Source organism: Pseudomonas sp. PS02303, assembly GCF_029959925.1.
Classification (GTDB): Bacteria; Pseudomonadota; Gammaproteobacteria; order Pseudomonadales; family Pseudomonadaceae; genus Aquipseudomonas; species Aquipseudomonas mandelii.
Genome location: NZ_JASCOM010000105.1, coordinates 1 through 20,568, shown reverse-complemented (window position 1 = coordinate 20,568; position 20,568 = coordinate 1). Strand labels below are relative to the sequence as shown.

Here is a 20,568-nt window from a genome sequence, read left to right as displayed (position 1 = left end):
GGGCAAGCCTCGCCCCTACAGGGGCACGCGATCACTGTAGGAGCGAGGCTTGCCCGCGAAGAGGCCATCCGCTACAACACAATACTCATGCCGTCATACGCCACTTCAACCTTGCGCCGAGCCAACTCGGCACGCTCCGGCGAATCTTCATCGAGAATCGGATTGGTGTTGTTGATGTGGATAAGCACTTTGCGCTGCTTGGGCAACTGTTCCAGCACTTCGAGCATGCCGCCGGGGCCATTTTGCGCCAGATGGCCCATCTCCCGTCCAGTGCGCGTGCCGACGCCACGGCGCTGCATTTCGTCGTCATCCCACATCGTGCCGTCCACCAGCAGGCAATCGCTGCCGGCCATGATGTCCAGCAGCGGCGCATCGACTTTGCCCAGGCCCGGCGCGTAGAACAGTTTGCCGCCGGTGTTCAGGTCTTCGACGATCAGGCCAATGTTGTCGCCCGGGTGCGGGTCGAAGCGGTGCGGCGAGTAGGGCGGCGCGGCGCTGCGCAGGGGCAGCGGGGTGAAGAGCAGGCTTGGGCAGGCCGGGATGGTAAAACTGCGGTCGAGTTCAATGCGGTTCCAGTTCAGCCCGCCATTCCAGTGCTTGAGCATGGTGAACAGGGGGAAACCCGTGCTCAAGTCTTCATGGACCATGTCGGTGCACCAGACCTGGTGCGGGCAACCTTCGCGCAGGCTGAGCAGACCGGTGGTGTGATCGATCTGGCTGTCCATCAGGATGATTGCGCTGATGCCGGTATCGCGCAGGGCGCGGCCCGGTTGCAGCGGGGTGAAGCCTTGCAGCTGGACGCGGATGTCCGGCGAAGCGTTGCACAGGATCCAGTTCACGCCGTCATCGGAAATCGCGATGGACGACTGGGTACGCGCCTTGGCGTTCAGGCTGCCGTTGCGAAAACCGGCGCAGTTCACGCAGTTGCAGTTCCACTGGGGGAAACCGCCGCCGGCGGCGGAACCTAGAATCTGGACAAACATGGGCGCTCCATTTCAACGCTGAAAATAAAAACGCCCCGGTAAACCGAGGCGTTGCACATCATTACAACGGCAGACCTTAGCGGCTTGCAAAGTACATGGTGACTTCAAAGCCGATACGCAGGTCGGTGTAAGCAGGTTTGGACCAGGACATGGGAGCGCTCCTTCAGGTGATAAGACAGTTGAGACCTATACATATAGTCCACCTCCAGTCGGAGATGTTCAGATAGTTAGGTGGCTATGTTACTCAAAATTACAGAGCGATTGGCCGCGAATCTTTGAGAAAGCTAATTGCAGCGTCGGTAATGATCATTTTGCCGCTTGCCAAGGTGCTGTCGCGCAGGCGCTGCTGGCCAGACAGCGCCAGCCACCTTCGGCCTGATTCAGTCGCCGGGCTGCTTCTTTCAATGCGTTGCGGTCGATCAGCAGGATCGCTTCAGGCAATCGCTCCAGATAATCCGACGAGTGGCCCGCCAGTTTGCCCTGCCAGAGCAGTTCGGCCGCCTGAGCGTGGGGCAGTGCGGTGGCGTGGAATTGATCGGCCAAGGCCTGGCGCTGGGCAATGAAGGTCGCATCATCGACGTCTTCAATCAGTGCGGGCATTTCGTTCAAGAAGCGCTCTATGTGTTCCAGCAGATCCTGAGGGGCAACGCTCGGTGATTGAACGCCGAACAGCAGCCCGGTCTGCCCATGGAACTGACGCAGGCCGCTGAACACGGCATAACCCAATTGCAGTTCAACCCGCAGGCGCTGATAGAACGGCGTCTGGCACAGGTGAGCGAGCAAACGCCAAGCGGCTTCGTCGGTGATGTCTTGCGTGGCCGGCGGACAAAACAGCAATAGCGCGTGTTCGCTGGAACCGGTGTCGAGCGCGCTCCACAGATGCAGCGCGTTTATCGAGGCGGGCGGCGACGGCTGATCGTCCGCAGCACCGGGCACGCGGCTAAGTGCCAGGCCCATCGCTGCTTGCGTCTGCGCCGACAGGTCCATCGCCAGACCTTGCCAGCGTGCGCTCGCCCAGAGCTGCTGCACGTCATCACTTTCAGCGGTGCGCTCAAGTGAATGCTCTGGAAGCATTTTCAGCAGCTGTCTGATCGGTATCAACGGCATGCTTGGCGGTTCTTCCTGTGGGAAACCGACATCGGGTTTTGTCAGCTCTTTCAGCACATGTTCGAGGACGGTCGGCATGGGCTCCTGCAGGCCTGTCATCTTCAGCAGCCATTCATTGCCTGATGCACTGAAGGAAAAGTCGACCCCCGCCTGGCGGGCATCGTCACGCAAGGGTTGCAGGCGATTTTCCAGGTTCGATTGAACACGGGGATGAGGTTTGGCCAGCAGTCGCCAGCGCAGATAAATCGCGCCCTCATCCGTGTTGTCCGGCAACGCCTGACTGAACTGCATCGGCGAGTTTTCGCGTCGGCTGCGCGAGCGATCCTGGGCAAACGTCCGCAGGCCGCGGTGTTTGCTGGTCTGGCCGCGAATCAATCCGGCATTGGTCGCTGGTGCTTCTGTGCGTAAAAACGGGTTTGGCGCTGGTAATTGCCATTCGCCGGAGAAGTTATCCACAGCGCCGATTTTTTTCAGGATGTCCTTGAGCGCTATGACGCCTTGTTTGGATAAACCGGCTTCAAGCTGCTCACTGTCCAGTCGCGCCAGTTGCAAGGCACCGCTGACGTGTTGCTGACGGTCGAGCAGGGCGGCGTACTCTTGGCGCAACTCGGTCCAGTTCTGGTGAGAGGCAAAAAAGCCCAGCCAATCCACAAGCCGTTCGCGGATCGCGTTCCCCGGTTCAGTTGTGGTGAATTCAATGTGCAGCAAGGCTTGGCCGGCGAACTGATACAGCGGCGCGGCTTTCAGGCTGTCCGCCAGCCCTTGCTCGCGCAATTCAGCCAGCAGACCGCCAGGTTTAGCGGCGTTCAGCCAATGGCACAGGAACGCTAATGCCTCGCGGGATGAGTCGGGCAACGCTTCGAACGCGAACAGTAGATCGAGCCGACGTTCGCCAGCCTGTTGATAACTTTTGTCGGAAGAGTCCATAAGCGGTGCAGGTGCTTCTTGCGCAACCTTTTCCCCTACGGCGAGAAGATCGCCAAAGTGCTGAGCCATTGCCCTCAACTCATCGAGACTCTGCGGTCCGGCCAGGCTCAGCGTCATCTGCCCGGTCCGATAAAACCGCTGATAGAAATCCCTCAACGCTTGCTGAAACTCCGGCTGCGGCACCGGCAGGCTGTAACGGTTGCCCGCATGAAACGCCCGTAGCGGGTGAGCCGTCGACAGCCCGTCGAACAGCGCAAATTGCTGTTGAGCCGTAGCATCCCGGGACCAGGCGACAAATTCGGCGTGCAGCACTTCCCGTTCCCGCCGCTGATCGTCCAGATTCATACGCGGATGAGCGAGCATGTCTGACAGACGCTCCAGCCCACCGCTAAACGCCTGAGGCGGCAGTTCGAAAAAGAAGTCGGTGGTGCGTTCGCTGGTGCGTGCGTTGACCTGGCCGCCATGACCTTGCACGTAGGCCATCAGCCCTTGCCCTGCGGGAAAGCGCTCCGTCCCCAGAAACAACAAATGCTCAAGAAAGTGCGCGAGGCCGGGCCATGCGAGCGGCACGTCATGACTGCCTGCGAAAACCCGCAACGCCGCGGCGCAGCGCTTCAAATCGGGAGCATGACGCAGCGTCACCCGCAGGCCATTGGCCAGGGTTTCAGTGTGGGGGCGGGGATGATTCAGCGCAGGCATGAGCACTTCCAGGACAGAGAAGCGCTAATGCTAGCGGATTACGATGGATCAGCGCTTGTTAAGGTCGCCGTAAAGCTCAGGACGGCGATCGACCAAGTAGCGATTGGCGGCACGGGATTCGACCATCAACTGACGATCCAGCTCACCGACAATCAGTGCTTCATCCAGGCCCGCCTGGGCGATGCGGCTGCCATCCGGTGCAGCGATGCTGCTCTGGCCGCAATAGTTGATCTCGCCTTCCTGCCCGCAATAGTTGGCATATGCCACATAACACTGGTTTTCGAAGGCGCGGGCGCGGACGGTGACATCGGCAACGAAGTCAAAGGGAACCATGTTCGCCGTCGGCACCAGGATCAACTCGGCACCGGCCAGGGCCAGGCGTCGGGCGTTTTCCGGGAACTCCAGGTCGTAACAGATCAAAAAGCCGAGCTTCCAGCCGTTGAGTTCCACCAAGGGAAAATCATCCTGCCCGGCGCTGAACATCGAGTGATCGAGGTCGCCGAACAGGTGAGTCTTGCGGTAGTTGCACAGGCGCTCGCCGTTGGCATCGATCAACTGCACGGCGTTGTAGATCTGCCCGTCCTCGGTGCGCTCGGGATAGCCATACAAAATGGCAATCCCGGCGGTCTTGGCAATGCGCGCGATCTGCTGCGCCGATTCACCGTTGTGCACCTCCGCCAGCACGCTGACGGCATCGATGCCGATGTTGTAGCCGGTCAGGAACATCTCCGGCAGCACCAGCAAGTCAGCGCCCTTGGCTTCCAGCGCCAGTTGATGCAGGCGTTGCAGATTGCCTGCGACATCCAGGGGCAGCGGTGGACATTGGTAAAGGGCTACGCGCATTTGGAACTCCTTTTACTCGGGCAGGGCGATCGGACCGATCTCGTTGAACACATCACCTGGACCCGGGTTCTCGGCGTGAGTTTCACCGCCGAAGTGTTTCATGATGCCCCAGACCGCGTTGAGCGAGGTCTGCACCGCGCCTTCCACCCACGCCGGCGTCCATGAAACGTCGTCGCCCGCGATAAAGATCCCGCGTTGCTCGGCCGGCATGTCGTCCTGCATGAAGTGCGCATACATCCGCTGGTTGTAGCGGTAGTGGCCGGGCAGGGCGCCTTTGAAAGCGCCGAGGAAGTGCGGGTCGGCTTCCCATGACACGGTGATCGGATCGCCGATGATGCGCGCGGCAATGTCGACTTTCGGGTAGATCTTTTTCAATGCGTCCAACGCCAGCTTCACGCGTTTTTCCACCGGATGCGGCAGCATTTTCAGTGCGTCGCTCATCCACGAGTACGACAGGCAAATCACCCCCGGCTTGTCGTCGCCGTTGTCGAAGAGGTAGGTGCCGCGGGTCAGGCGATCGGTGAGGGTCATGCTCATCAGGTCGCGGCCGGTTTCCGGATCCTTGTCCTTCCAGAATGGCCGGTCGACCATCACAAAGGTTTTCGACGATTGCATGTAGCGGGTGCGGTCGAGGGCCATCCACATCTTTTGCGAGAACAGGGTTTCGTCGCATTCGATCTGGGTGGTCAGCAGCCAGCTCTGGCAGGTGGTCAGTACCGCCGCGTATTCGCGGGTGTCGCCGTTGTTATCGGTGACCGCAAAACGGCCGTCCGGGGCGTGAGCGATTTTTTTAACCCCGGAGCGTGGCGCGCCTCTGTGCAGCGACTTGAGGCTGGTGCCTTCGGGCCAGTGCACGCAACGTTCCGGCACATGACGCCAGATGCCTTGCGGCACTTGTTCGACTCCGCCGACGACCAGATGTTGGTGATCGTCGCAGTTGGTCATCACGACGCGGAAGATTTCCAGCATCGAGTTCGGGAAGTCCGAGTCCCAGCCGCCGGTACCGAAACCGACTTGGCCGAACACTTCGCGGTGATGGAATGAGAGCTTGGCGAAGGCTTCGGAGGTAGCGACGAAGTCGTAGAAGGTTCGGTCATCCCACAGCGGAACCAGGGTGTTCCACAGCTCTTTGAGGCGTGGCACATCGCGGTCGCGGATCGCTTGCTGGATATCGGCGAACTGCGAGCCAGCCTCCAGTGCATCTGCCCAAGCGTCAGCCACTTCCTGGAATAGTGCAGGAAGATCTGCCAGTTTCTGTGCGTAATGGGTTTTGCCTTCCAGGTCGATCACGGTGCTGCCAGAGGCTGGCGTCAGCGGATTGGGAAAGGGTTTGGTCTCGAGACCGAGCTTGTCGACATAGTGGTAAAACGCCGTGGACGACACCGGAAAGCGCATGCCGCCCAGTTCGGCGACGATGCCATCGGTCCCGTTGAACGCTTGGGAACGCAGACGGCCACCCATTTTCGAAGCTTCGTAGACGACGGGTTTGAGGCCCAGTTTCATCAACTCATAAGCTGCCACCAGACCGGCGATACCCGCGCCAACAATCGCCACTTCGGCACCATGATTGTGTGCCGGAATGCTGCCCAGGCCGGCCGGGTGTTCGATCCAGTCGTCAAAGCCGAAAGGAAAGTCCGGGCCGAAAATGGTGACTGGTTTTTTACCGTCTGCAGGATGGCGATTGTTCTTGTTCATGACTGACCTTACTGGCGACCCGACGCGGAATGCGCATCTGAGTATAGGAAAAGATGGCAGCCATTCTAGAGAGCGTAGAACACGTTAATAAGACGCAATGTGTCGTCGTTTTGATAATTTTTTGGTCACTATGACGAAAAACTACTACACACTGACCAATGTGGGAGCGAGCCTGCTCGCGATGAGGCCCTCAAGACGCTGCAAATCAAACCGGCTGCCCCCGATCAATCTTGCTGCTCAAGATGATCGACGTCGTCGTCTTCTCCACCCCATCCACACTGCCAATCTGATCCAGCAGTTGATCCAGCTGCTCCGGCGATTCCGTGCGCAACCACGCCACGTAGTCAAATTCGCCACTCACCGCACACAACTGCTGCACCTGGGCCATGGCACTGAGCCGGCGCAGCACTTCCTTGCCCGAGCGCGGTTGCACCGTGATCCCGACATACGCCTGCAAGCCGCCATCCACCACCCGTTGACCCAGACGCACGCCGTAACCGGTGATGACTTTGGCCTTTTCCAGCCGTGCCAGACGTGAAGTCACCGTGGTCCGTGCGACCCCCAACTGGCGAGCGAGCATGGCCACGCTTTCACGGGCATTGATCTGCAAGGCCGCGATCAGTTGGCGGTCGATTTCGTCAAGAACGGGCGGTCGGGTATCAGGCAAGGGTCGTCTCCGGCAACACAAATCAGTGGGCTGGCATGTTACAGCACGGCTGGCACGGCGGATGTCAGAGAACGTCAGACGCCGCGCGGAAGACAGGATGGACACCAGCTGTCAGTCATAGTCGAATGAGAAATCGAGGGATGCGAGGTGATCAAAATGACAAAGAACATGCCTCCCGCTGTCCGGGATCACGCAGTGCAGATTGCCAATCACGAAATGGGTCACTACGTCGTTGCCCGAGTCTTGGGGTTTGAAACGGGTGATGTGAGCCTGACAGTGACCATGGACTTGAGGCATCAAGCGGGCGCTTCCATTACCTTGGCGCGTTCAATTACGACGATTGAGGCAATGAAGGAGCATCTGCAAGCCCGAATGATGGTTCTCTTTGCGGGCGCCATGGCGCAGTCATTGGCTTCAAAGCGTTCGCCCGGCAAACGCGTCGATAAGCCGAAAGCGGCCGCCATCCTGAGGGGAGAACTTGGGGCAGAACAGGACTACGCAAAAATAAGGGAATTACGGCACTTACTGCGCAACATCACCTATCCCGAGACGGATCCGGCTTCGTCTGAACGCGTAACGGCCGAGCTGAAAGAGATTACGGATCGTCTGTGGTTACGGACTCAAACAATCGTTGAGCAGTTGGCCGATACGATTATTGGGTTGGGCGAAGCGTTGGTAGATGGCATGGGTATCGTGGAGCAATGGGGGCGGTCGGCGGATACGTATGAGGGTGTTTTGACGAGGGAGGGGCTTGAGCGGATGGGGTTGGTGCGGGCGATTCCGGGGTTGCGCGTTGGGGCTGGCAACGATGGTGCCGATTCGCACAGGGAGTAACTTCCGGGCGCGCATTGCACGCTCGGTCACGACTGGAAGCCCCGAATAATCGGGGCGTCTTTCAGTGGGATAGTGCGCGCTACTCCTCTGATTCCGTCGCGGTCCGAGCCGGTCTCGGCGTTAGCACCTTCACCACATCATCAATCACCGCCTTACCCATCGCCGTCAGATAGTGCGCGGCCCAGGCGTGGCGGTCAGTGTCTCTTGCGTAGGCAGCGTCCTCGGCAAATGATTTTGCGAGGAACAGCAGATCGGAGGCTTGTGACAATGCATCAACGATGGGGACACCGGCGCGGACGTTGAACAACGCCTGATCCGAGCAGTAGATGAGTGGGGTGAAACCGATGGTTTTCAGGTCTGAAATTGCGGATGGATTTATTTTATTCACGATATAACTCCTAGGTTCGAGGAGCTGCCACTTTCGTTACCACACGAAAGGGTGGCAGCTGTACGCAGGGTGGTAAACCGGGAACCAAGGAAACCGGCACGCCCGAAGGCGTCCCACGCACAGCTGCCATATCGAGATCACAGGCATAAAAAACTGCCTATCTTCGTGATGAGTGCACTGTTGCGCTGGTTCACCGGGTTACCACACCCGATCACTGCATTTGCAGCGACGTCTGGAGAGTATCCCGTCGAAGAGAACGCCAACAAGGCGGCAAAGTGCCTAAACGCACCCATTACGCAATTCTCGGAGTTTGCCTACAACCTTGGCAGACGTCATCCGATAACCTCACGTCAGCGCAAAATATAACCTAGACGGCAGACAGGAAAAAACGCATGTCCCGCCGTGGAGCAGCGCACAGGACGCGACCCGAGCCCCGACAGGATGACTGATGCTACAAAATGACCGCAAAAATCTGGAGCTCGATAAGCTTCAAGTTGAAATCCGGAGATTCATTGCTGAAACCCGCAAGTTTATGGCGGAAGAAAGCAAGCTTAGGCAGGAGGCTTTTTGGTATCCGTTCGCAGTAGGCGCCGGTCTAGTGACCGCCGTTGTCGCCGCCGTCGGATTGTGGTTCAAGCTTTAAAATCGCTAACACACGGAAGCGACCAATGATCGGAGGTGCTTGAGTTTTACCGCTTAGCAGCCCACCTTATCTAACAAGGGTTAGCGCATTAGGCGTGACTCGTGATCCCTGCAGGAAGACGCAGTATGTCCACACCTCCTACGATTCAAGCCAGCATTGAACAGTTACACCGTGACGTGGCCGCCTTGGCCGAAGACATGCGTAGCCCATCCCCCATTGCGACCCGAGCAATCCTACTGCCGTTTGGACTCGGTGCCGCGCTGGCGCTCGTGACTATTGTTGCTGTTGCCTTGGTGGTTCGGCTGGTCTGATCTCTTAGGCCAAACGTTAGTCGCAGAAAAAAAGCCGCGCATTTGCGCGGCTTTCTTGTTTGGTGGGCCCACACGGATTTGAACCGTGGACCAAAGGATTATGAGTCCTCTGCTCTAACCAACTGAGCTATAGGCCCTCAGTAGGCCGCGGATTATAGCGATGGTTTCTCGGCTGTGCTATCCGAAAAATCCGATACGGCTATACGAAGAAACGTCGCGGCGAATTCGTCGGGGGGAAGCGGCAGGCTGACGATGTAGCCCTGGATCTGTTCACAGCCTTCTTCGGCGAGGAATTGTTGCTGTGCGAGGGTCTCGACGCCCTCCGCAATGACGGTGAATTGCATGCTGCGCCCCAGGGCAATGATGGCGCGAACAATCGCTGCATCGTGCGGATCGTCAGGCAGGCCGCGGACGAAGGACTGGTCGATCTTGAGGATGTCCAGCGGCAGACGCTTGAGGTAGCTCAGAGACGAGTAGCCGGTCCCGAAGTCGTCGATGGCCAATTGCACGCCCAGGTGTTTGAGTTGGTGCAGCACTGCCAGCGCTTCTTCGGCCTGGCTCATGATGAAGTTTTCGGTAATTTCCAGTTGCAGTAAACCGGGCGCCAGGCCGTTGTCTTTGAGCAGTTGCTCGATCCGTCCGAGCAGGTTCGGCTGACGCAATTGAGCACCTGCGAGATTGACCGAGAGGGGACCGAGGCACTCGTAGACCTGATTCCACTCGTTCATCTGTCGGCAAGCTGTCTCCAGCACCCAGTCGCCGATTTGCAGGATCATGCCGTTTTCTTCCGCCAATGGAATGAAGTGTTCCGGCGGCACCGAGCCGAAGGTCGGATGTTGCCAGCGGATGAGCGCTTCGGCGCCGACCAGTCGATGGTCGGCGAGGCTGATTTTCGGTTGGTAATAGAGAAACAGCTCATTGCGCTCGATGGCGCGGCGCAATTCATGTTCCAGCGCCACGCGTTCGCTGGCCTGGGCGGTGAGGTCGCGGGTGTAGCTTTCCACCCGGTTGCGGCCCTTGGCCTTGGAGCGATACATCGCCGCATCGGCGTTTTTGACCAGCGTGGCGACGTCGCAGCCATCCTTTGGGTACAGGCTGGTGCCGATGCTGGCGCTGATGAAAAACTCGTGCTCGCCGGCCTGAAAAGGGGCCGCGAAGCAATTGAGCAGCTTGGTGGCAATGTTGTCGGCATCGCTGGATTGTTGCAGGCCGGGCAGCAGGATGATGAATTCGTCGCCCCCCAGGCGCGCGACGGTATCGATGTCGCGCAGCTGCTCTTTGAGGCGCACGGCAATGCCTTTGAGCAGCAGGTCGCCCACCGGATGGCCAAGGCTGTCGTTGATGTGTTTAAAGCGATCCAGGTCGAGGAACAGCACCGCGCCCTGGCCACCGTTTTCCTGTTGGGTATTGAGTGCGGTCAACAGTCGGCTCTCGAACAGCGTGCGGTTTGGCAGGCCGGTCAGCGGATCGTGGTGCGCCTGGTAGTCGAGTTTGGCCTGCGCGTGTTTGAGGCTGGAAATGTCCGCGAACACCGCCACGAAGTGGGTGATGAATTTTTCCCGGTTACGCACGGCGCTGATGGTCAGCCAGCTCGGGTAGAGCTCGCCATTCTTGCGTCGGTTGGAAATCTCGCCTTGCCAGTGACCTTCGTCCGTCAGCTGATGCCACATCGCCGCATAGAACGCGCTGTCGTGAAGCCCCGAGGCGAGCAAGCGAGGGGTGTGGCCGAGTGCTTCGCTCTCGCTGTAACCGGTGATCTCGGTGAACGCTCGGTTGACCGCGCTGATGTGCTGTTGGGTGTCGGTGATCAACACGCCCTCGGCGGTGCTCTCGAACACTGTGGCGGCCTGTTGCAGTTTCTCCTGCATCAGGTGCCGCTCGGTGATGTCCCGGGCGATGGTCAGCATGCAGTCTTCGTCGCCGATCGGCAGCGGACGGCTTGAAACCTCGCAAAGGCGGATCTGCCCGTCACTGCGGCGGATGTGGCAACTGAAGTCGCGGACGAAGCCATCCCGGTGCAGTAAGTCGAGCATCTGTTTGCGTTCATTGAGATTGACCCAGATCCCCAGCTCCAGGGCTGAGCGATCCACGGACATCGCGCTGTTGAAGCCTGTGATGCGGCTGAAACCCTCGTTGACCTCCATTAGCAACCCGTCGCTCTGCCGCGACAGCAACAAGCCGTCCGGTGAGGCGTGGAAGGCCTTGGCGAATTTTTCTTCGGAGGTTTGCAGTTGCTGCTGGGTTTCCTTGAGCTGACTGATATCGCGCACCACGACGACCAGCGCAGGGGTCGTATCGAGGTCGAAGGGCTCGGCGGAAATCAGACCGGTAAACACCTGGCCATTGCTGCGTCGAAAAGGCATCTCCAGGTTGCGGATGCTGCCGGCTTGCAGGCGCTGCAGCAGGCCCGGCCCGACGCCGGGGATGCCCCAGATGTTGAGGTCGGTGGCGGTCTGGCCAATGACATCTTCGGCCTTGAGACCAATTTGTTCTTCGAACGCGTTGTTGACTTCGAGCAGGCAGCCGTCGGACAGCCGCGCAATCACCAGAATGTCCGGGCATTGCTGAAACACGGAGGCGAATTTTTGCTCGGAGAGTCTCAACGCTTCTTCCGTGCGCTTGGCGTCGCTGATGTCGATCATCAATCCGCGCATAACCGGCTCATGGCCATGCTCGATAAGACTGACGATATCGCGCACCCACAGGCAGCGCCCGTCGGCGGTGATAACGCGGTAATCGACGCTATGATCGCGCCCGGCCAGCACTTCGTGATCGCAGAATGTCTGGGCCCGGGTCAGGTCCGCAGGGTGGATGATGTTGCGCCAGAACCCCGGAATGAGCCAATGGGACAGGGGATAGCCAAGCAGTTCTTCGGCATGCGGAGACACGTAGCTGTAGGTGAAATCGCTGATCCGTGCTTCCCAGGCAATTGCGGAAAGGCTCTCCACCAGCCCGCGGTAATGGTATTCACTGCTGCGCAGCTCTTGTTCGAGGTCGACCCTCCGGGCGATTTCCGAACTCAACCGGCGGTTAATCCGGATGACCACGGCCAGCGTGATCATCAGAAACAGCAATCCGGGCAGGCCGTAAACCAGCAAGTCGGACCAGAAGGTTCGGTGATCCAGTACATTGCCCACCCAGTGTTCCTGAATGGCGCTTATTTCACTTGAAGTCATGTCCGCCAGGACTTTGTCCAGAATCCCGACCAGTATCTTGTTGTCGGGGGGCACTGCCATCGCCAATTGATAGCGATAGGGCGTTTCGCCGCTGACATACAGGCCGTCGAGCTTGAGCTGACGCAGGCTCCAGACGCTGGAGGCGAGATCGCCCACGACCGCATCCACTTCATCGGTGGCCAACGCCTGCAAGGCTGAGCTGACATTGGGCATCGCCACCAGATTCAGGTCGGGGTGGTGCGTGCGCAACAGCTCATGGGGCGCATAGTTTTCCACCACAGCGATCTTCAGCCCGTAGAGCTCTTCGAGCTTGCGCGGTTGTGGGCCTCCGACATGGGCGAGGATGACAATCGGAAAGTCCAGGTAGGGACGAGTGAATGACAGGTACGACTGGCGTTCCGGGGTCGACATGATGCCCGGCAAGACGTCCAGCTTGCCTTGCTTGGCCTGCTGCAGGACTTCGGTCCAGCTGATCGGTTCGATGGGCGTCAGTTTGACGGCCAGCCGTTGACGGATCACGTTGATGTAGTCCGCCGCCAGGCCCTGATAGCGGCCTTGGTCGTCACGAAATTCGAACGGCGGCCAGGACGCGTCGACACCCAGGCGCAAGTCCGGGTGAGCCGCCAGCCAGCTACGTTCTTCGTCGGTCAGAGTCAGCGCGCCAGCCGTTGCGGTCCAGGTCATCAGCGACAGCAAAAAAAGCACGGTCGGCAGTCTGGGCATAACGGTCTCGTTATGGCTCGGGGAATGTTTCGAGTGTAGACGGGCAATTCGGCGGGGGGGAGGTACGGGGGATTTTATCTGTAGAAAGCAAAACCCCCGGCCTGGGCCGGGGGTTCTGTGATCACTCGTCGAGGAAGGAGCGCAAATGCTCGCTTCTCGTCGGGTGGCGCAGCTTGCGCAGCGCCTTGGCTTCGATCTGACGAATCCGTTCACGGGTCACGTCGAACTGCTTACCAACCTCCTCAAGGGTGTGGTCGGTATTCATGTCGATACCGAAGCGCATGCGCAGAACCTTGGCTTCACGGGCAGTGAGGCCGGACAGCACTTCGCGAGTCGCTTCTTTAAGGCTCTCAACAGTGGCGACATCGATAGGCGACTGCATGGTCGAGTCTTCGATGAAGTCACCCAGATGGGAGTCTTCGTCATCACCGATCGGGGTTTCCATGGAGATCGGCTCTTTAGCGATCTTCAATACCTTGCGGATCTTGTCCTCAGGCATTTCCATGCGCTCGCCCAGCTCTTCCGGGGTCGGTTCGCGACCCATTTCCTGCAACATCTGCCGGGAAATGCGGTTGAGCTTGTTGATCGTCTCGATCATGTGCACCGGAATACGGATGGTGCGGGCCTGGTCGGCGATCGAGCGAGTGATCGCCTGACGGATCCACCAGGTGGCATAAGTCGAGAATTTGTAGCCGCGGCGGTATTCGAACTTGTCTACCGCTTTCATCAAACCGATGTTGCCTTCCTGGATCAGATCGAGGAATTGCAGGCCACGGTTGGTGTACTTCTTGGCGATGGAGATCACCAGACGCAAGTTCGCTTCAACCATCTCTTTCTTCGCGCGGCGGGCCTTGGCCTCACCGATCGACATGCGACGGTTGATGTCCTTGATCTCGGCGATCGTCAAACCGGTTTCGGTTTGCAGCGCGGTCAGCTTTTGCTGGCAACGAATGATGTCCGGTTGCAGGCGACCAATGGCTTCAGCGTATTTGCTTTTGCCTTTGGCCAGTGCATCGGTCCAGCTTTCGTCAACTTCGTTGCCCGGGAACTGGCGCAGGAAGTCGGCACGCGGCATGCGGGCATCACGAACGCAAAGTTGCATGATCGCGCGCTCTTGCTGACGCAGACGATCCAGGGCACTGCGAACACGCTCGACCAGGCCTTCGAATTGCTTCGGAACCAGTTTGATCGGCATGAACAACTCAGCCAGCAGCACCAGCTCGGCGATTGCCAGCTTGTTGCCACGACCGTGCTTTTTCAGCGCCTTGCGGGTGATTTCCATCTGATCGGAGACAGCGCCAAAACGCTGTGCTGCGATGACCGGATCCGGACCGCTTTCGGCTTCTTCTTCGTCGTCGGTGCTGGCTTCAGCTTCGTCGTCGTCGGTATCGTCGTCCGCTTTAACGGCTTTCGGATCGACAGGCGGCGGCACTTCGGCAGCAGGCGGCGCAATGCCGTCGTCCGGGTCGATATAACCGCTCAGGACGTCGGATAGGCGGCCACCTTCGGTGGTAACGCGAGTGTACTCGGAGAGAATGTGGTCAACCGTACCAGGGAAGTGCGCGATTGCGCCCATCACTTCACGGATACCCTCTTCAATACGTTTGGCGATTTCGATTTCGCCTTCACGAGTGAGGAGCTCTACCGTACCCATTTCGCGCATGTACATGCGCACTGGGTCGGTGGTACGACCAATGTCGGTCTCGACCGCTGCCAACGCTGCTGCTGCCTCTTCGGCCGCGGCTTCGTCAGTATCGGCGTCGGCCAGCATAAGGGAATCCTTATCTGGCGCAACCTCGAATACGTTGATCCCCATGTCGTTAATCATGCGGATGATGTCTTCCACCTGTTCCGGATCTGAAATATCCTCCGGCAGGTGGTCGTTGACCTCCGCGTAAGTCAGGTAACCCTGCTCACGACCAAGTGTGATCAACTCTTTGATACGAGACTGCTGTTGCGCTTTTCCGGACATAACACCCTATCCACTGAAGGTCTTGGCGGGCAAAAAACAAGCCGAGGATTATACCTGAGCTATGACCTCACGCGCCAGTTGAGGTCGGGGTTGATACAGCCATATTGCGTTTTAATAGGTCGCGCATCTGATTTGCGATCTGATTTGCTTCCTCCGCGGTCAATCCTGGCTGCCTTGCTTTCCTGATAAGTACTTCCAGGCTATCCGTGTGTTGACTTGCCGATAGCCTAGTAATGGTGTCTAAAAACTGTTGTTCAAGGTTATCGCCGTCAATCAGCCATTCCTTTTCCGCCAAAGCCCTGAGCAGACGCCCCTGTTCAGTCCCGTGCCAGCGGGCCATCAACTGAATAGAGTTTAGCTTAGGATTTTTTTGCACGGCCTCGATCAGCGCTACCAGCAACTGAGCGTAGGTATTGCTCTCATTGGCGAAGTGGTTGGCGGTTTCGACCTTGCTAGCCAGATCGGGGTGATGAATGAGCGTGCGAAGTGCGATCAGGGTTGGGGCTTCCACAGCAATCGGTGTGCGCGGGGCGCTCGGTTGATCGCGATCGCCGCCTCGCTTGCCGTTTTTGTCCCAAGGCTTCTTGTCCCACTTCTTGCCGCCCGCTCCGGGTTTCTTCGGCGTCCATTCCTGCTGCGGCACATACATCTCTTGTGCCTGCGGCTGATGGTAGTCGCTGTAATCCGGCATGGCGTCGTAATCGACGCCCGGGTCGTATGCAGGCGGCGCATCTTGAGGTGCGCTTTGAACCAGTTGGCTCACGGCTTCACCGCTGAGGCCGGTAATTTCGGTCAGACGCTGACGCATCAAGATGCGCAGGTTGGCGCCAGGGACCTTGTCGATCAGCGGTGCGGCGAGGGTGGCCATGTGGGCCTTGCCTTCGAGCGAGCGCGGGTCCGATTCCTCGGTCAGTTGCTGAAAGAAATAATCCGCCAACGGCTGGGCGTGCTGGTTGATTCGCGCGCGGAAAGCGTCAGTGCCTTCGGAGCGGACCAGCGTGTCGGGGTCTTCACCTTCGGGCAGGAACAGAAAGCGCGCGCGCCGCCCGTCTTGCAGGCACGGCAGAGCAGCTTCCAGTGCGCGCCACGCAGCGTTGCGGCCGGCCTGGTCGCCGTCGAAGCAAAAAAGCACGTTCGGCACGACGCGAAACAGCCGCTTCAAGTGTTCTTCGCTGGTGGCGGTGCCCAGGGTCGCGACGGCATTGCGCAAGCCTTGTTGGGCGAGGGCAATGACGTCCATGTAGCCTTCGACGACGATGATTTCGTCGAGGTTGCGGTTGTTCTTGCGTGCTTCATAAAGGCCGTAGAGTTCCTGGCCTTTATGGAATACGGGGGTTTCCGGTGAGTTCAGGTATTTCGGCTTGTCGTCGCCCAATACCCTGCCGCCGAAAGCAATGATGCGTCCGCGGCTGTCGCGGATCGGGAACATCACGCGATCGCGAAAGCGGTCATAGCGTTTGCCGGTTTCGGCGTTCTCGATCAGCAGGCCGGCGTCGACCATGGCTTTTTGTTGCAGGGTGTCGCTGCTCAAGTGCTTGAACAGATTGTCCCAACCGGGTGGCGCGAAGCCGAGGCCGAAGTCCCGGGCGATTTCGCCGGTCAGCCCGCGACCTTTCAAGTAATCCACAGCCGCTTTGCGCGATGGATGGCTTTTCAGGGCTTGCCGGTAGAAGTCGGCGGCTGCAGTCAGCAGCGGGTACAGCGGCGAATCAGTCGGTTGCCGCGGTTTGTGCGGCCGACCGCTTTCTTCGCGGGGGATTTCCATGCCCGCGGCTTTGGCCAGTTCTTCGACAGCCTGGACGAAATCCAGGTTGTCGTGGTCCATCATGAAGCCGAGGGCGTTGCCGCCCGCGCCGCAGCCGAAGCAGTAATAGAACTGCTTGTCGGGGCTGACGCTGAAGGACGGGGTTTTCTCTTTATGAAAAGGGCAGCAGGCGGTGTAGTTTTTACCGGCCTTTTTCATTTGCAGGCGCGAGCTGACCACATCGACGATGTCGGTGCGGTTCAGAAGGTCGTCAATGAAGCTCTGGGGAATTAGCCCGGCCATGGCGTTCTCGTCATCTGCGCTGAAATGGACCCAAAACGATGAGCGGCCGAACGCAGGTCGTTGTTTGAGGCGCGCAAAATGTGCGGCTCGACCGGTGTCGTCTGCGTAATCGCTGTCGGGAAGTGTATCTGCCGAAAATCCACTGACGTTAGTACCAATCAGTATTCGACTATACGAAAGTATTTCGCTGAAATCCGCTGCGGCCAGTCGAGGGCCTCGGATAGCTCATAAGCGGGCACGCAAGAAGGTGCCTTGGGCTGATCGTCGTAAGAGGAATCAGTGGGTGTGCTCGTCAGTAGCCTTGGAAGGCTCGTCAGAAAAGACGTGCACCGCTGGCAAAAAAGCCAGGTCTGACGCTGCGAAGCAGGTTTGTCTCGGTCGCGTCTGCGGCTTTGACGGTGAAGCATCAAGCGTTTTCCGCAAATGCCATTAGCCCGGCTGAGGGCCGGGCTTGGCAGAAGCTTGCTACGAACGTCTGTGTATTAGTACAGACGAACGGCGCGGCGCTGTTCGCGCTGAACTTTCTTCGCGTGACGCTTAACAGCGGCTGCTGCTTTGCGCTTACGCTCGGAAGTAGGCTTCTCGTAGAATTCGCGGCTACGAACTTCAGCCAGTACACCGGCTTTTTCGCAGGAGCGCTTGAAACGACGCAGAGCTACGTCGAAGGGTTCGTTCTCTTTTACTTTGACGGCTGGCATCCAGAGCTACCTTCATTCATTACCGGGGTCAACATCCTCGCGGCAAAAGAGCACTTGAAGACGTCGGTTTTTAAGGGTTGCGGATGTTAACTCCTCATCGACCGGAATGCAAAGCCTCTGATCGAAAACCGCTAGTCGGGGCATCCCATGGCGACTATTATGCGCGCCTTCGAATTCAGCCTAAACAAGGCGCAAACCCATGCTAGTACTGGGATTAGAAACCTCCTGCGACGAAACCGGTGTCGCATTATATGACAGTGAACGCGGCCTGCTGGCCGACGCGCTGTTCAGTCAGATCGACCTGCACCGCGCCTATGGCGGTGTAGTGCCGGAGCTGGCCTCGCGCGACCACGTCAAACGCATGCTGCCCTTGATTCGTCAGGTGTTGGCCGAAGCTGACTGTGTGCCGACCGAGATCGATGCCATCGCTTATACCGCGGGTCCTGGCCTGGTCGGTGCCTTGCTGGTGGGCGCCTCTTGCGCTCAGGCGCTGGCCTTTGCCTGGGGCATTCCGGCCTTGGGTGTGCACCACATGGAAGGTCACTTGCTGGCGCCGATGCTGGAGCCGCAGCCGCCACAATTCCCGTTCGTCGCTTTGTTGGTGTCGGGTGGTCATACGCAGCTGGTTCAGGTCGACGGTATCGGTCACTACACGCTCTTGGGCGAGACCCTCGATGACGCCGCCGGTGAAGCGTTCGACAAGACCGCGAAGATGATGGGCCTCAATTATCCGGGCGGTCCGGAAATCGCCAAGCTGGCGGAGCGGGGCGTTTCAGGACGTTTCACTTTTCCGCGTCCCATGTGCGACCGCCCGGGCCTGGCGTTCAGCTTCAGTGGCTTGAAAACCTTCGCCCTGAACACTTGGCAGCAGAGCGTCAGCGCCGGGGACGACAGCGAGCAAGCCCGTTGCGACATCTCGCTGGCGTTCCAGCAGGCCGTGGTGGAGACTTTGACCATCAAGTGCAAGCGCGCCCTGAAACAAGCGGGCATGAAGCGTCTGGTGATCGCTGGGGGCGTCAGCGCCAACAAGGCGCTGCGCACCTCCCTGGAAAAGATGCTCGGCGACATGAAGGGTGACGTGTTTTATGCCCGTCCGGAGTTCTGCACCGACAACGGCGCGATGATTGCGTTTGCCGGTTGCCAGCGCTTGCAGGCCGGCCAGCACGAAAGCCTGGCGATCAGCGTGCAGGCGCGCTGGCCGATGGAGCAACTGTCGGCGCTGTGATGAGCGGGGCTCATGTCCGGTATTTAAAAATGCCGTTCGCGCCCGGCAAACAGGTCGCGTAGATTGCCGCGATGACGCCAGACGATCAGCCCCGTGAGTGCGCTCATGGGTAGCAGTGCCGCAGGTGCTTGCCAGGCCAGCAGCGGTAGGGTCAGCGGCGTGGCGATCAATGCGGCGAGGGAGCTGGTGCGGGTCAGGTAGAACGTCAGCAACCAGGCGCAAACCGCCAGCAATGCAGCTGGCGGATACAGGCCCAGGAGCATTCCGGCCGCGGTGGCGACACCCTTGCCACCGCGAAAGCGAAAGTACAGCGGGAACAGGTGGCCGATCACGGCACAGACGCCGATCCAGGCCTGTTCTTGCAGCGAAAGACCCGCAACACCGGCGATCAACACCGGCAACAGGCCTTTGCAGAGGTCGCCGATCAGGGTCAGGATGGCGAGTTTCTTGCCGGCCAGGCGCAACATGTTGGTGGCGCCGGCATTGCCCGAGCCACTCATTCGCGGATCGGGGTTACCGGTCAGGCGGCTGAGCAAAATGGCGAAGGACAGAGAGCCGAGCAGGTAGGCGAGGGTCGCCAGTAACCAAAACATGCTAACTATTCCGGGCGAGGACGCCCTGATTCTAACGGCGCATTGCGCCCTTGTCGTGCAGCGGAGAAAAGTGCTTGGACAGAGTGTTTATCGAGGGCCTGGAAGTCGACACCGTGATTGGTGCCTACGACTGGGAACGAGGCATCCGACAGTGCCTGCGACTTGATCTGAGCTTCGCCTGGGACAATCGCCCGGCAGCGGCAGGCGATGACCTGACCCTGGCGCTCGATTACGCGAGCGTTTCGTCGCGCATCCAGGCCTTTGCCGAGCAGGCACAGTTCCAACTGGTCGAGACCTTTGCCGAGCGTCTGGTTGAAGTGTTGATGAGCGAATTCAAGATCACCTGGATGCGCCTCAAACTGACCAAGCCTGGCGCCGTCCCGGCGGCCACCGGTGGTGTGGGCGTGGAGATCGAGCGCGGATGTCGCTGACTCAGGTGTATCTCGGGCTCGGTAGCAATATCGAGCGCGAAACCCATTTGCAGGCGGGCCTGGAAGCCCTGGCAGGCTTCCTGGTGGATATCCGTTGCTCGGCGGTGTTCGAAAGCCAGCCAGTGGGGATCAAGAGCGGTCCGTTCTTCAATTTCGTGGTGTCGGCTTACACCGATTTGCCGCTGATGGAGCTGGACCGTCGATTGAAATTCATCGAGGCGGACAATGGCCGGTATGCGCCCGACCGCAAGGGTTTGCCGCTGGATATCGACGTGCTGCTGTTTGGCGATCTGGTGGGCAATTTCGATGGATTGATCCTGCCGCGGGCAGAGATTCTGAAAAATGCCTTTGTGCTGTGGCCGTTGTCCCTGATTGCGCCGGACAGAGTGCATCCGGGGGTAGGCAAAAGCTTTGCGACGTTGTGGCGTGAGGCGCAGATTGATCAGGTGTTGGCGCCGGTGGCGTTTGAGTGGCGCGGTGAACAGCTGACACCTTCGAATTTGCTGTGAGGCGGATGATGCCTTCGCGGGCAAGCCTCGCTCCTGCAAGTTTTGCGTCGTTCGCCCCATCGCAAACGACTTGGATCTTGCAGGCGCGAGGCTTGCC

Annotated in this window: 18 protein-coding genes and 1 tRNA gene; 6 read left to right on the top strand and 13 right to left on the bottom strand. The window is 59.0% G+C overall.

The annotated features are described in order from the left end of the window. Window positions 1-71 precede the first annotated feature (71 nt). The 6 genes from pqqB to QMX98_RS20735 all read right to left on the bottom strand — a co-directional run bounded on the left by pqqB (window position 72) and on the right by QMX98_RS20735 (window position 6,921). Window positions 72-983 (bottom strand): pyrroloquinoline quinone biosynthesis protein PqqB, encoded by a 912-nt coding sequence (gene pqqB / locus QMX98_RS20760; RefSeq protein WP_282411324.1) that lies wholly within the window; start codon window positions 981-983, stop codon window positions 72-74. Window positions 984-1,059: 76 nt separating this feature from the next. Beyond that, on the bottom strand, window positions 1,060-1,134 hold the full coding sequence (gene pqqA / locus QMX98_RS20755; RefSeq protein WP_009045898.1) for a pyrroloquinoline quinone precursor peptide PqqA: 75 nt from the start codon (window positions 1,132-1,134) through the stop codon (window positions 1,060-1,062). A 155-nt stretch (window positions 1,135-1,289) separates the two neighbouring features. Beyond that, window positions 1,290-3,716 carry a pyrroloquinoline quinone biosynthesis protein PqqF gene (gene pqqF / locus QMX98_RS20750; RefSeq protein WP_282411323.1) on the bottom strand — a complete coding sequence of 809 codons (2,427 nt, stop codon included), beginning with the start codon at window positions 3,714-3,716 and terminating at the stop codon, window positions 1,290-1,292. Window positions 3,717-3,764: 48 nt separating this feature from the next. Further along, window positions 3,765-4,559, bottom strand: a complete 795-nt coding sequence (locus QMX98_RS20745) for a carbon-nitrogen hydrolase family protein (protein WP_010467143.1) — start codon at window positions 4,557-4,559, stop codon at window positions 3,765-3,767. Between the two features lie 12 nt (window positions 4,560-4,571). After that, complete coding sequence (locus QMX98_RS20740) at window positions 4,572-6,254, bottom strand: NAD(P)/FAD-dependent oxidoreductase (protein WP_010467144.1); 1,683 nt, start codon at window positions 6,252-6,254, stop codon at window positions 4,572-4,574. A gap of 205 nt (window positions 6,255-6,459) precedes the next feature. Beyond that, on the bottom strand, window positions 6,460-6,921 hold the full coding sequence (locus QMX98_RS20735) for an Lrp/AsnC family transcriptional regulator (RefSeq protein ID WP_010467145.1): 462 nt from the start codon (window positions 6,919-6,921) through the stop codon (window positions 6,460-6,462). A gap of 156 nt (window positions 6,922-7,077) precedes the next feature. Between QMX98_RS20735 and QMX98_RS20730 the strand changes: the two genes are divergently transcribed. Further along, on the top strand, window positions 7,078-7,755 hold the full coding sequence (locus QMX98_RS20730) for a peptidase M41 (protein ID WP_077747303.1): 678 nt from the start codon (window positions 7,078-7,080) through the stop codon (window positions 7,753-7,755). Between the two features lie 79 nt (window positions 7,756-7,834). On the opposite strand, the gene QMX98_RS20725 is transcribed toward QMX98_RS20730, so the two are convergent. Further along, on the bottom strand, window positions 7,835-8,143 hold the full coding sequence (locus QMX98_RS20725; RefSeq protein WP_010467147.1) for a DUF3077 domain-containing protein: 309 nt from the start codon (window positions 8,141-8,143) through the stop codon (window positions 7,835-7,837). Window positions 8,144-8,591: 448 nt separating this feature from the next. On the opposite strand from QMX98_RS20725, the gene QMX98_RS20720 reads away from it, so the two are divergent. Both QMX98_RS20720 and QMX98_RS20715 read left to right on the top strand, forming a co-directional pair. Beyond that, on the top strand, window positions 8,592-8,786 hold the full coding sequence (locus QMX98_RS20720) for a hypothetical protein (protein ID WP_010467148.1): 195 nt from the start codon (window positions 8,592-8,594) through the stop codon (window positions 8,784-8,786). Between the two features lie 125 nt (window positions 8,787-8,911). Further along, entirely contained in the window at window positions 8,912-9,097 is a 186-nt protein-coding gene (locus tag QMX98_RS20715) for a hypothetical protein (protein WP_077747304.1), read from the top strand. A gap of 60 nt (window positions 9,098-9,157) precedes the next feature. Here QMX98_RS20715 and QMX98_RS20710 read toward each other — a convergent pair. The 5 genes from QMX98_RS20710 to rpsU all read right to left on the bottom strand — a co-directional run bounded on the left by QMX98_RS20710 (window position 9,158) and on the right by rpsU (window position 17,713). Continuing rightward, window positions 9,158-9,234: transfer RNA gene (locus tag QMX98_RS20710), tRNA-Ile, on the bottom strand. A gap of 15 nt (window positions 9,235-9,249) precedes the next feature. After that, entirely contained in the window at window positions 9,250-12,996 is a 3,747-nt protein-coding gene (locus QMX98_RS20705; protein WP_083375636.1) for an EAL domain-containing protein, read from the bottom strand. 121 nt (window positions 12,997-13,117) lie between these two features. Further along, complete coding sequence (rpoD, locus tag QMX98_RS20700) at window positions 13,118-14,968, bottom strand: RNA polymerase sigma factor RpoD (RefSeq protein ID WP_010467151.1); 1,851 nt, start codon at window positions 14,966-14,968, stop codon at window positions 13,118-13,120. 67 nt (window positions 14,969-15,035) lie between these two features. Further along, on the bottom strand, window positions 15,036-17,015 hold the full coding sequence (gene dnaG, locus QMX98_RS20695; RefSeq protein ID WP_200667159.1) for a DNA primase: 1,980 nt from the start codon (window positions 17,013-17,015) through the stop codon (window positions 15,036-15,038). 482 nt (window positions 17,016-17,497) lie between these two features. Then, window positions 17,498-17,713, bottom strand: coding sequence for a 30S ribosomal protein S21 (rpsU, locus tag QMX98_RS20690; RefSeq protein WP_002551877.1), 216 nt, complete (start codon window positions 17,711-17,713; stop codon window positions 17,498-17,500). A 199-nt stretch (window positions 17,714-17,912) separates the two neighbouring features. Between rpsU and tsaD the strand changes: the two genes are divergently transcribed. After that, window positions 17,913-18,938, top strand: a complete 1,026-nt coding sequence (tsaD, locus tag QMX98_RS20685; protein WP_010467153.1) for a tRNA (adenosine(37)-N6)-threonylcarbamoyltransferase complex transferase subunit TsaD — start codon at window positions 17,913-17,915, stop codon at window positions 18,936-18,938. Between the two features lie 23 nt (window positions 18,939-18,961). On the opposite strand, the gene plsY is transcribed toward tsaD, so the two are convergent. Beyond that, the gene (gene plsY, locus QMX98_RS20680; protein WP_077747307.1) at window positions 18,962-19,531 is read right to left on the bottom strand and encodes a glycerol-3-phosphate 1-O-acyltransferase PlsY; all 570 of its coding nucleotides are present in this window, start codon (window positions 19,529-19,531) and stop codon (window positions 18,962-18,964) included. 74 nt (window positions 19,532-19,605) lie between these two features. Here plsY and folB point away from each other — a divergent pair, with 74 nt between their 5' ends. Both folB and folK read left to right on the top strand, forming a co-directional pair. Beyond that, on the top strand, window positions 19,606-19,962 hold the full coding sequence (gene folB, locus QMX98_RS20675) for a dihydroneopterin aldolase (protein WP_008051601.1): 357 nt from the start codon (window positions 19,606-19,608) through the stop codon (window positions 19,960-19,962). Beyond that, complete coding sequence (gene folK / locus QMX98_RS20670) at window positions 19,953-20,471, top strand: 2-amino-4-hydroxy-6-hydroxymethyldihydropteridine diphosphokinase (RefSeq protein WP_010467156.1); 519 nt, start codon at window positions 19,953-19,955, stop codon at window positions 20,469-20,471. Before folB ends, folK begins: the two co-directional genes overlap by 10 nt. Window positions 20,472-20,568: the final 97 nt, after the last annotated feature.